The sequence below is a fragment of the Rhodoferax sp. genome (assembly GCF_028714215.1).
Lineage (GTDB): Bacteria > Pseudomonadota > Gammaproteobacteria > Burkholderiales > Burkholderiaceae_C > Rhodoferax.
In genome coordinates, this window is record NZ_JAQTMS010000014.1 from 80596 (window position 1) to 92435 (window position 11840).

Genomic DNA, 11840 nt, shown 5'->3' on the forward strand with positions numbered 1-11840 from the left:
CCTGCGGCAGCGTCGGGTCGGCAGAAGCTTCTAGAATCTTCTGCCTTAACTGCACAAGACCCACCATGTCCCAGGGAATCATCCGCATTCGCGGTGCGCGCCAGCACAACCTCAAGAATCTTGACCTGGACATCCGCACCGGCGAGTTGACGGTAGTCACCGGGCCTAGCGGCTCCGGCAAGTCGAGTCTGGTTTTCGATACCCTGTATGCGGAGGGCCAGCGGCGCTACGTGGAGACCTTCTCTGCGTACGCGCGCCAGTTTCTGGATCGCATGGACAAGCCCGCCGTCGACAAGGTGGAGGGGGTTCCGCCGGCCATCGCGATTGACCAGACCAACACGGTGCGTTCCTCGCGCTCCACGGTCGGCACCATGACCGAGCTGAATGACCACCTGAAGTTGCTGTTTGCCCGCGCCGGCCAATTGTTCGACCGCGAAACCGCCCAAGCGGTGCAGCATGATTCGGCGGAGAGCATTTACGCGCAGTTGCTGGAGCGCACGGGGGGCAGCGAAGCACTTGCGTCGTCGGCCAGTGCCGACGCCGGGGAAGTGGCAGGCGTGGGGGCACGCCTCTCAATTACCTTCCCGGTCGAGTTGCCGGCCAGCACCACGCCGGAAGAAATCGAGCAGTGGCTGTCGGTCAGCGGTTTTACCAAAGTGCAGGCGCAGAGAGAGGTGGCGGGCCTGACCGGACCTCGGAAAGTAATCGATGTCGTGGCGGATCGTTTTCGCCTGGCGACGACCGAGCGCGCCCGGGTGCTGGAGGCGATTGAAGCGGCGCTCAAGCACGGCAGCGGGCGCATCGCGGTGTACCTGTTGAGTGAGGATGGGCAGACACCTGCGGCGATCTGGAAGTTCTCCACCGGCTTGCACTGTCCGCAAAGCGATCTGCGTTACACCGACCCGATCGCTTCCATGTTCTCTTTCAATTCGGCGGTCGGTGCCTGCGAAACCTGTCGCGGTTTTGGCCGCGTCATCGGGGTCGACTACGGGCTGGTGATTCCGAACCAGAAGCTGACGCTGCGTGCCGGTGCCGTCAAACCGATGCAGACCCCGGCCTGGCAGGAGTGCCAGGACGACTTGATGCGCCATGCCGAGGCGGCCGGCATTCCGCGCGACACGCCCTGGTACAAGCTGACGCCGGAGCAGCAGTACTGGGTGGTGAATGGTTCACCCCAGTGGAACGGCAAATGGAACCAGCACTGGTTCGGTATCAAACGTTTCTTTGAATACCTGGAGACCAAGGCTTACAAAATGCACATCCGGGTGCTGCTGTCCAAGTACCGCAGCTACACACCCTGCGGCGTTTGTGGCGGGGCCCGGCTGAAGCTTGAGAGCCTGCTGTGGCGCATCGGCAGCAAGGCGGCGGCGGATGCAGCCCTGGCACCGGCCAAACGCTTCATGCCGGTCGGTGTCAAGTGGTCACGTGAGCAACTGGAAGCGCTGCCGGGGCTGTCGCTGCACGACTTGATGCTGTTGCCGATGGACCGGTTGCGCAAGTTCTTTGACGCGCTGCAGGCGGGCCTGGCGGCTGCCGGGGCTGCCACATCGCCCCAGGCCGCGCTGTCCTCGGCCGATCTGAAGACCATGAAGCTGTTGTTTGAGGAGGTCGGCACGCGCCTCAAATACCTGTGCGATGTGGGCATTGGCTACCTCACGCTGGACCGGCAAAGCCGCACCCTGTCGGGTGGCGAAGTGCAGCGCATCAACCTGACGACGGCGCTGGGCACCTCGCTGGTCAACACCTTGTTTGTGCTGGACGAGCCCAGCATCGGTCTGCATCCGCGCGACATGCACCGCATCATCCTGGCCATGCAGCGGCTGCGCGATGCCGGCAACACACTGGTGGTGGTGGAGCACGATCCGGCGGTGATGCTGGCGGCCGACCGCATGATAGATATGGGTCCCGGCCCCGGCGAGCGTGGCGGGCAAATCGTGTTCGATGGCACAACCGCCGACCTGCGCCACGCCGACACGCTGACGGGCGCTTACCTGGGCGGCCGCAAGCAGGTCGGCATGGGCTTCAAGCGCCTGGTGGTTGCGGCCACACCGCGCCTCATCCTGGAAGGTGCGCGGGATCACAATCTGAAGAACGTCAGCGTCGAGTTTCCCTTGCAGCGCCTGGTCTGCGTGACGGGTGTCAGCGGCTCCGGCAAATCGACCCTGATCCAGGATGTGCTGGCGCCGGCCCTGTTGCGCCACTTCGGCAAGTCGACCGAAGCACCGGGCCTGCATGATCGCCTGCTGGGCACCGAGCAGCTCAGCGACGTGGTGTTTGTCGATCAGTCGCCGATCGGAAAAACGGCGCGCTCCAACCCGGCCAGCTTTGTCGGCGCCTGGGACGCCATCCGCGAGATCTTCGCCAACGCAGCGCTGTCGCGCCAGCGCGGCTACACCGCGTCCAAATTCAGTTTCAACAACGGTGATGGCCGTTGTGCCACCTGCGGCGGCTCGGGCTTCGAGCATGTCGAAATGCAGTTCCTGAGCGACGTCTATCTGCGCTGCCCGGATTGCGACGGCAAGCGCTATCGCCCGGAAATACTGGAAGTCACCATCGAGCGGGGGGCGCACTGGCTCAACGTCGCCGATGTCCTGAACCTGACCGTCAGTGAGGCCGCTGCCTATTTTGCCGGCGACCGCGAAGTCGTCCGGGCCCTGCAGCCGATCGTGGACGTGGGGCTGGAGTACGTCAAACTGGGGCAGCCGGTGCCGACCTTGTCGGGTGGCGAGGCGCAACGCCTCAAGCTGGCCGGCTTTCTGGCGGAGGCCGCCAGAAGCGCCAGCGCCAGTCGCCAGGCGATCGCCAGACGCGGCACCTTGTTCATGTTTGACGAGCCCACCACGGGTCTGCATTTCGATGACATTGCGAAGCTGATGCGCGCCCTGCGCAAATTGCAGGACGCCGGTCACTCGCTGATCGTCATCGAGCACAACCTCGATGTCATCCGCGCCAGCGACTGGTTGATTGACCTCGGTCCCGAAGGGGGCGAGGCGGGGGGTGAAGTGGTGGCTTTCGGCACGCCGGAAGAGCTGCGATTGCATCCGACATCCCACACCGGCAAAGCGTTGCGCGAATACGCGACGGCGATGGGTGGCGTGCATGAAGTGAATGAAGCATCGGGCCGCTATCTGGCGCTCGCTGCGGTGGACGGCCAGCCGGCGGCAGAAGCCGTCATCCAGATCATCAACGCGCGCGAGCACAACCTTAAAAGTCTCAGCGTCAACATTCCGCGCGGCAAATTCAGCGTCATCACGGGGGTCTCCGGCTCCGGCAAATCGACGCTGGCGTTCGACATTCTGTTCAACGAGGGCCAGCGCCGTTATCTGGAGTCGCTCAATGCCTACGCGCGTTCCATCGTGCAGCCGGCCGGGCGGCCGGAAGTGGATGCCGTGTACGGTATTCCGCCCACCGTGGCGATCGAGCAGCGCCTCTCAAGGGGCGGCAGAAAGTCCACCGTCGGCACCACCACCGAGGTCTGGCACTTTTTGCGCCTGCTGTACGTCAAGCTGGGTACCCAGCATTGCATCCATGACGGCAGCGCGGTGGCGCCGCAAACGCCCGACAGCATTGCGGCCCAGTTAATGAAGAATTTCCGCGGCCAACACATCGGCTTGCTGGCGCCCCTGGTGATGAACCGCAAAGGCGTTTACACCGAGCTGGCCGATTGGGCGCGGCCGCGCGGTTTCACGCACCTGCGGGTCGACGGCAACTTTCTGCCCACCACGGGCTTTCCGCGCATCGACCGTTTCAAGGAGCACACCGTGGAGTTGCCGGTGGCCAGTCTGGATGTGCTGCCGGAGCAGGAGGCGGCGTTGCGCCAGGCGCTGGCGGCCACGCTGGTGCACGGCAAGGGCGTGCTGCATGTGCTCAGCCATTTGACCGGCTTGCGCCAAGCCATGTTGTCTGGCGCGCCGACGGCGGCGATTGGCACGCTGCAGGCGTTTTCCACCAAGCGCGCCTGCCCGGTCTGCAGCACCAGCTATGCCGAGCTGGACCCGCGCCTGTTCTCCTACAACAGCAAGCATGGCTGGTGCCCGGACTGCGTCGGCACCGGCGTGCGCTTGACCAAAGAACAGCGCAAGGTGTTCGACGACTCGGTGCGCGACGACGACAACAAGGGCCGCGAGCAGACCTTTGCCGAGCCCGAGGTGGAGGACCTGCTGGACACTGCCTGCCCCAGTTGCCACGGCACCCGGCTCAATGCCACGGCCCGTGCCGTCAGGTTCAACCAGGTGGCCATTACCGACATCGCCCGTCTGAGCGTGACGGATCTGCGCCAATGGGTTGAAACGCTGCAACTCGAAGGCCGCATGAGCCAGCGCGAAACCGACATTGCGCGCGATCTGGTGCCTGAAATCAAAAGTCGTCTTGAGTTTCTGGAGCAAGTGGGCCTGGGCTACCTGACGCTGGACCGCGGCGCACCGACGCTAAGCGGTGGCGAGGCCCAGCGCATCCGTCTGGCGGCGCAACTGGGCAGCAATCTGCAAGGCGTCTGCTACGTGCTGGACGAACCGACCATTGGCCTGCACGCACGCGATAACCAGATCCTGCTGGGCGCATTGCAGAGTCTGAGCGACAAGGGCAATACGCTGGTGGTGGTGGAGCACGACGAAGACACGATACGCCATGCCCAGCACATCATCGACATCGGTCCCAGTGCCGGCAAGCGTGGCGGCCGGCTGGTGGCCGAAGGCTCGGTGGCCGACATCGTGCAAGCCGGTGACTCGCAGACCGGGCGCTACCTGCTGCACGCCATGAAACACCCTTTGAAAGCCCGCCGGGCGGTCTCAGCATTCACGGCCCCCGAAGTGCAGAAGTGGCTGACAGTCACAAACGCCAATCTGCACAACCTGCAAAACGTTACCGCCCAGCTTCCCTTGAGCCGCCTGGTCGCCGTCACCGGCGTTTCCGGCTCCGGCAAATCCACGCTGGCGCGCGATGTGCTGCTGGCCAATGTGCAGATGGCGGTGCAGAAGCGCAGCACCAAAGCCGGCCGCGATGCCCTGGCTGCCGGCGAGCAACTCAACTGGACCAGCTGCGCGTCCGTTACCGGCTTCGAAGTGGTAGACCGGGTGCTGGAAGTCGATCAAACCCCCATCGGCAAAACCCCGCGCAGTTGCCCGGCCACCTACATCGGTTTCTGGGACATCATCCGCAAACTGTTTGCCGACACGCTGGAGGCCAAGGCGCGCGGCTATGCCGCCAACCGTTTCAGCTTCAACACCGGCGAAGGCCGTTGCGCGGCCTGCGAAGGGCAGGGCATACGCACCGTCGGCATGAGCTTCCTGCCCGACGTGAAAGTGCTGTGCGAAACCTGCAAGGGCGCGCGCTTCAACCCCGAGACGCTGGCAGTCACCTGGCGCGGCAAGAACATCGGCGACGTGTTGCAAATGGAAGTGGACGAAGCGGTCGAGTTCTTTGCTGCCATGCCCAACATCGCGCATCCGGTGCAATTGCTCAAGGACGTCGGCCTGGGTTATCTGACGCTGGGCCAGCCGTCGCCGACGCTGAGCGGCGGCGAGGCGCAGCGCATCAAGCTGGTGACCGAGCTGAGCAAGGTGCGCGACGACATCACCCGACGCGGAATGAGGGCGCCGCACACCTTGTACGTGCTGGACGAACCGACCGTCGGCCTGCACATGGCGGATGTGGAAAAACTGGTCAAGGTGCTGCATCGCCTGGTCGATGGCGGCCACAGCGTGGTGGTGATAGAGCACGATCTGGACGTCATTGCCGAAGCCGACTGGGTGATAGACCTGGGCCCCGACGGCGGCAAGGCCGGCGGGCGCGTGGTGGCGGCGACGACGCCGGAGGGTGTGGTGCAGTTGGGCACCCATACCGGCGTGGCGCTGCGGGCGGTGCTGGCGCGAATTTAGGGGCAACACTTCCCATGATCACCTTCCACAACCACCTGCACGCCCTGCACCAGGGCAAACTGGAAATGTTTCGCGGTCAACTGGTGCCCTGCTTCGAAGTGCCGGCCCGTGTGGACCATGTGCTGATGGAGCTGCAGCGACGCCAGTTGGGGGCGCTGGAAAAACCGATGGCGTTCGATGGCAGCGCCTTGGCCAGCATTCACACACCGCGCTATCTCGATTTTCTGGCCCATGCCTGGGACGAGTGGGTGGCGCTGGACCCGGCCAATGCGGCGCACGATGCACTGCCTTCGCTGTGGCCGGTGCGCACGTTTCGCAGCGATGTGTTGCCGGCCAATTTTTCGGCGCGCATGGGTTTGTTTTCATTCGACACGGGCACGCCATTGACTTCCGGTACCTGGGTCGCGGCCCGCGCCGGCGCCCATTGCGCCTTGAGCGCCGCGCAGCAGGTGGCGGGCGGTGCACGCGCCGCTTTTGCCTTGTCGCGGCCACCGGGTCACCACGCGGGGGCCGACTTCTTTGGCGGCTACTGCTTCCTGAACAATGCCGCGCTGGCGGCGCAACACTTGCGCGGCCGGGGTTGCCAGCGCGTCGCCGTGCTGGACCTTGATTTTCACCATGGCAACGGCACGCAAGCCATTTTTTACGAGCGGCCGGACGTGCTCTTCAGCAGCATCCACGGCGACCCGCACACCGAATACCCGTTCTACCTGGGCTACGCCGACGAGCGGGGCGCCGGCGCCGGGCTGGGCTTTAACCACAACCTGCCGTTGCCGCGCGGCAGCGACTTTGCGACCTGGCGCGCGGCCTTGCAGCTGGCGTTGCAGGGCATTGCCCGTTTTCGGGCTGATGCTTTGGTGGTGTCGCTGGGACTGGATACTTTCGCGGGCGATCCGATCTCGGGCTTCAGGCTGCAATGTGACGACTATCTGCGTGTCGGTGCCGACCTTGCCGCTGTCGGCCTGCCCACCGTGCTGGTATTCGAGGGTGGCTACGCCGTGGCCGAGGTCGGCGTCAATGCCGTCAATGTGCTGGAAGGCTTCGAGCAGGAAGCGGCTTAAGGCGCTGTATCCCGGGTGACAGCTGGCAGGGTGTTGCCCCTTGTCTTGGACCTTTATCGCCTGTCTAATCGGTGCCATCAGCTACATATTCAGGAGCAAAGTTCATGCAACGCCGTCAACTTGTGCAACTCGCAGCAGCCACCCTTGCCGCCTCTGCCTTGAGCAGCCGGGCGCAGAGTTTTCCGGTCAGGCCGATCCGGCTGGTCATTGCCTTTCCAGCCGGCGGGCCGACCGACATCACCATGCGCTCGCTGGCCGATGGCGCTTCCAGAATCCTGGGCCAGAGCGTGATCGTCGAAAACAAGCCCGGTGCCGGCGGTACCCTGCCGGCGCAGACGCTGCAAACCTCCACCGCCGATGGCTATACGCTGGCGCAGATTCCGCTGGGCGTGTTTCGCCTGCCGTACACCACCAAGATCAACTGGGACCCGATCAAGGACATCAGCTACGTGCTCAACGTCACCGGCTACGCTTTCGGGCTGGTGGTGCCTATTGATTCACCGCTGAAGACCTGGACGCACTATGTCGGCTGGGCCAAGGCCAATCCCGGCAAGCTGACCTTCGGCTCCACCGGCACGCTGACCAGCCCGCACCTGACGATGGAACTGATCGCGCAGAAGCTGGGTCTGCAACTGCTGCACGTGCCCTACAAAGGCAGTGCCGATTTGATGACGGCCTTGATGGGCGGTCACATCATGTCGGCCGCCGACTCGACCGGCTTTGCCACTTTGGTGGAGTCCGGCAAGCTGCGCGTGCTCAACACCTGGGGTGCCCAGCGGCTGGCCAAATTTCCGGATGCGCCGACGCTGATGGAACTGGGGCTGGACCTGGTGCAGAACTCGCCTTTTGGCATTGGTGCGCCCAAGGGGACGCCGCCGGATGTGGTCAAGCGGCTGCACGACGCCTTCAAGCAGGCGATGGAGCAGGACAGCTACAAGACCGCCCTGGCGCGCTACGACATGGTGCCCATGTACATGAGTTCTGCCGGTTACAGCAAGTTTGCGGCCGAGACCTTCGCCCGGGAAAAAGCCCTGGTGGAAAAACTGGGCCTGGCCAAGATTTAAGCAGGCCTGAAAAATCAACTCATTGGTTTTTCGGTTTGCCGAAATTGAGGATCCGGGTGGCCAGCAGCGTCTCGGTGAAAAAACATAGCAGCGCCAGCAAAAAGCAGATCACGCCGGACAGAAAAAAACTCGTCGCCAAGCGCCAAATCTGCAGTTCCGTGGTTTCACCGATAAACAGCGCCACGATGGTCAGTCCGATCAGCATGGCGCAGCAGGTCAGCAGCGCAATGCAAATGTTGACCAGGCGTCCGCGTACCCGCAGGCGCGCCAGCTCCCCATAGGCCGCCGTCATGGCGTTGCCGGCCGCCGCCGCTTCGATCCGGTCTTCCAGCAGACGGGCGCGGTCGATGATGCGTGCCAGCCGGCCGGCCACGGTGCCTATCATGGCCGATACCGCGGTCAGCAGAAACACGGGTGCCACGGCCAACTGAATGCCATGGCTGACGGTGCTGAGATCGGTGGCGAAAAACATGGCTTCCCTTTCGTGCTGAGGACAGAGCTTGCGGCGCTGCCGCTACGGTCCGTCCCGCAACGGCTTCATTTTCGCGCAGTTATCAGCGCCTGCGCCAATTCGGCAAAGCCGGCGCCGCCGCGCGACGGCGTCACGTAAGCCGGCAGCGCGCTCATGCGCCCGGCAAATGCCATCACGTTGGCGACGCCGACGGCGTGCGGCAGGTAGGCAAACATGGGGGCGTCGTTGGGCGAGTCGCCGACAAACAGGCAGCGCTCGCGCTCCTCCGCCAGCTCGATCCCGTAACGTTCGCGCAGTAGCAGATGTGCCATGCTGAGTTTGTCGTACTGGCCGAACCAGCCGTTGACGTGGATGGAGCTGATTTTGGCCGTCATGCCGGCGTCTTCCATCAAGGCCACGATGCGATTGACGGCGGCTACCGGCAGCGGCGCGACGTCCTCGCAGAAATCGATCGCCAGGTCGTACAGGCGGCAGAACTGGTCCGAGGCGACGGCGCAGCCGGGCACTTCACGCAGGATGGTGTCGCGCACGGCCGCCAGCTTGGCGCTGTGCGCCTGGCGCGCGGACTCAATCAGCAGGTGCCGGCATTTCAGCTTGCGCGCGGCCTGGTCGTGCCAATAGTAGAAGGCGCCGTTTTCGCCGATGACGGCGTCGACCGGCCACATGCGCGCGATGTGGTCGCACCAGCCGGCTGGGCGGCCGGTGATCAGGATGACGCGCAGACCGGCGCGGCGCAGTTGCTCCAGCGCCGCATAAGCCTGCGCCGTCAGTTGCCCATCCGTGGTCAAGGTGTCGTCGATGTCGCTGAACACTGTGTGCACGTTCGCGGCCACGGCGCGCGGTAGTTCCGAGAGGGGGCGCAGGCTCATGGATCTGGCCTTGGTACTAACCGGCGCTTTGCAGCGCCAGCCCGGCGTGCTCGCGCAGCGGGTGGAAGTGGATTTTGGGGAAGCGCTCCTGCGCCAGGCGCACGTCGTAAGGCGAGGTACACAGGTAGGCCAGGGTGTTGGCGGCGTCGCGCGCCATGCGCAGCGGGTAGGCGTCGCAAAAGGTCTTCAGCTCTGCGGAAGAGTCGGCGGTGATCCAGCGGGCACCGGTGTACTGGCTGCTCTCCAGCCGGATGTCGGCGTCGTACTCGCCTTTCAGGCGGTGCTGCACCACCTCGAACTGCAACTGGCCGACGGCACCCAGCAGCATGTTGCCGCCGACCTCGGGCCGGAATACCTGGATCGCGCCTTCTTCACCCAACTGCGCCAGGCCTTGCTGCAACTGCTTGGTGCGCAGCGGGTTTTTCAGCACCACGGTCATGAACAGCTCGGGCGCGAAGAAGGGCAGGCCGGTGAATTGCAGATTGACCGAGCCGTCGGTGATGGTGTCGCCCAACTGCACGCCGCCGTGCGTGGTAAAGCCGACGATGTCGCCGGCATAGGCTTCGTTGACGGCCTCGCGGCGCTGGCTCATGAAGGTCACCACGCTGGTCGGACGCAACTCTTTGCCGGTGCGCATGACTTTGAGTTTCATGCCCGGCGTGTACTTGCCGGAGGCCATGCGGACAAAAGCAATGCGGTCGCGGTGCGCCGGGTCCATATTGGCCTGCACCTTGAACACCACGCCCGAGAAGGCCTCGTCGTCGGGCTGCATGACCTGGACCACCGGCTGCTTGTTGACGATCATCGAACTGGTGCGCGGGCCGGGCGGCGGCGCCAGATCGACCAGTGCCTCCAGCACTTCCATGACGCCAAAGTTGTTAACGCCGGAACCGAAGAAAACAGGCGTCTGCTTGCCGGCCAGAAAGGCCTCCCGGTCCCAGCTGGGCGAGGCGCCGGTGGCCAATTCCATGCTCTCCATGGCGGTCTCGAACTCATGGCCAAAGCGCTTCAGCAAAGCGTCCCGATTCGTCAGCGGCATGGCGTCAAAGTCTTGCGGCAAGCGGGCGCTGCCGGACTCGAACACGGTCATCACCTGCGTGCGCAGGTTGATGATGCCGCCGAAGGTCTTGCCCTGGCCGACCGGCCAAGTCATGGGCACGCACGGCATGCCCAGTTCGCGCTCGATCTCGTCCAGAATATCCAGCGGCTCGCGCACTTCGCGGTCCATCTTGTTGACGAAGGTGATGATCGGCGTGTTGCGTTGCCGGCAGACCTCGATCAGGCGCCGCGTTTGCGCCTCCACGCCGTTGGCGGCGTCTATCACCATCAGGGCCGAGTCGACGGCGGTCAGCACGCGGTAGGTGTCTTCCGAGAAATCCTTGTGGCCGGGCGTGTCGAGCAGGTTGATGACATGGTCGCGGTAAACCATCTGCATGACCGAACTGGCGACCGAAATGCCGCGCTGCTTCTCGATCTCCATCCAGTCGCTGGTGGCGTGGCGCGTCGCCTTGCGCGCCTTCACCGAGCCGGCGATCTGGATCGCGCCCGAGAATAGCAACAGTTTTTCAGTCAGCGTGGTCTTGCCGGCGTCGGGGTGCGAGATGATGGCAAAAGTGCGGCGGCGGCGGGTTTCGTTGGCAAAAGACACAGGTAAATTCCAGTTGACTCCACGCGGGTGGAGGGCCTCGGATTCTAAACGGCGGGCCGGGGCGGCGGTACTTTCCGCACGCAGGCAAATATGCCTTGCCGCTGATAGCGGTTTCAGGCTACAGTGTTTTCAAACAAAAAAAGTCCCTCACCCGATCCGGCACCCACGATCTACAAACTCAAATGACCATCCAGATATCCAAGGAAGCGCGCAAGGAGGTGATCGCTTCGATCGAGAGGTACTTCCAGGAAAACATGGACGAGAAGATCGGCAACATCGCGGCCGCGGAACTGCTGGCTTTTTTCCTCGAAGAAGTAGGCGCTATCGTCTACAACCAGGCGGTGGCTGACGTGCAGCAGCGTTTGTTGTCTCGCATCGCGGAACTTGACATTGAGGTGCACGAAGACGAATTTCAATACTGGCGCAAGCTGGAGCGGCAGCGAAAAAGCAAGTAAGAACTTGCCCGTAAATAATAGGGGGCCGCGTTGGAATGCAATCGGGATGAGTTGTTCGCCAACATCACGCCGCATGGGCTGCCTGCCCATGCAAGGGATTTGGTGGGCAAATCGCCCGATTTCATCCCAACCCGAAGGGCAAACGGATTTCCGGGCGGTCTGCGGTGTTAAAAAATCAGGCAAGGCAGAGAGCCTTGCCTTGGATTTTTCGCCTAGCATCCCATCCCGGAAATCCATTTGCGCGGCTCCCTATTATTTACGGGCAAGTTCTAAGGATTTGATGATTAAGGTCCACGCCCCAAGGGGCTGAAGCGTTACAGGCCGATGAAACAACAAACCCTAGCCATGGCAGCCGATCAGACTTTCGAGAACTACCGCAAGCCCACGCGACGCGA

At 63.5% G+C, this 11840-nt stretch carries 7 protein-coding genes; 4 read left to right on the top strand and 3 right to left on the bottom strand.

Annotated features, from left to right (window positions below):
• The first annotated feature begins 65 nt into the window (after window positions 1-65).
• From uvrA to PHS32_RS08985, 3 genes are all read left to right on the top strand, one after another.
• Window positions 66-5876: an excinuclease ABC subunit UvrA gene (gene uvrA / locus PHS32_RS08975; protein ID WP_301078582.1), complete on the top strand. Its 5811-nt coding sequence runs from the start codon at window positions 66-68 to the stop codon at window positions 5874-5876.
• A 14-nt stretch (window positions 5877-5890) separates the two neighbouring features.
• Window positions 5891-6937, top strand: coding sequence for a histone deacetylase family protein (locus tag PHS32_RS08980; RefSeq protein WP_301078583.1), 1047 nt, complete (start codon window positions 5891-5893; stop codon window positions 6935-6937).
• Between the two features lie 104 nt (window positions 6938-7041).
• Window positions 7042-8001 carry a tripartite tricarboxylate transporter substrate binding protein gene (locus tag PHS32_RS08985; RefSeq protein WP_301078584.1) on the top strand — a complete coding sequence of 320 codons (960 nt, stop codon included), beginning with the start codon at window positions 7042-7044 and terminating at the stop codon, window positions 7999-8001.
• A 19-nt stretch (window positions 8002-8020) separates the two neighbouring features.
• Here PHS32_RS08985 and PHS32_RS08990 read toward each other — a convergent pair whose 3' ends face one another.
• The 3 genes from PHS32_RS08990 to PHS32_RS09000 form a co-directional block, all read right to left on the bottom strand.
• Entirely contained in the window at window positions 8021-8473 is a 453-nt protein-coding gene (locus PHS32_RS08990) for a DUF2721 domain-containing protein (protein ID WP_301078585.1), read from the bottom strand.
• Window positions 8474-8538: 65 nt separating this feature from the next.
• Window positions 8539-9336 carry an HAD-IIB family hydrolase gene (locus tag PHS32_RS08995; protein WP_301078594.1) on the bottom strand — a complete coding sequence of 266 codons (798 nt, stop codon included), beginning with the start codon at window positions 9334-9336 and terminating at the stop codon, window positions 8539-8541.
• Between the two features lie 22 nt (window positions 9337-9358).
• Complete coding sequence (locus PHS32_RS09000; RefSeq protein WP_301078586.1) at window positions 9359-10990, bottom strand: peptide chain release factor 3; 1632 nt, start codon at window positions 10988-10990, stop codon at window positions 9359-9361.
• Window positions 10991-11172: 182 nt separating this feature from the next.
• On the opposite strand from PHS32_RS09000, the gene PHS32_RS09005 reads away from it, so the two are divergent.
• Complete coding sequence (locus PHS32_RS09005; RefSeq protein ID WP_301078587.1) at window positions 11173-11445, top strand: DUF2164 domain-containing protein; 273 nt, start codon at window positions 11173-11175, stop codon at window positions 11443-11445.
• Window positions 11446-11840 lie beyond the last annotated feature (395 nt).

Bases quoted from the DNA above. Each gene is read 5' to 3' on its own strand.
- uvrA (WP_301078582.1), top strand. From the start codon at position 66: ATGTCCCAGGGAATCATCCGCATTCGCGGTGCGCGCCAGCACAACCTC.
- PHS32_RS08980 (WP_301078583.1), top strand. From the start codon at position 5,891: ATGATCACCTTCCACAACCACCTGCACGCCCTGCACCAGGGCAAACTG.
- PHS32_RS09005 (WP_301078587.1), top strand. From the start codon at position 11,173: ATGACCATCCAGATATCCAAGGAAGCGCGCAAGGAGGTGATCGCTTCG.
- PHS32_RS08990 (WP_301078585.1), bottom strand. From the start codon at position 8,473: ATGTTTTTCGCCACCGATCTCAGCACCGTCAGCCATGGCATTCAGTTG.
- PHS32_RS08985 (WP_301078584.1), top strand. From the start codon at position 7,042: ATGCAACGCCGTCAACTTGTGCAACTCGCAGCAGCCACCCTTGCCGCC.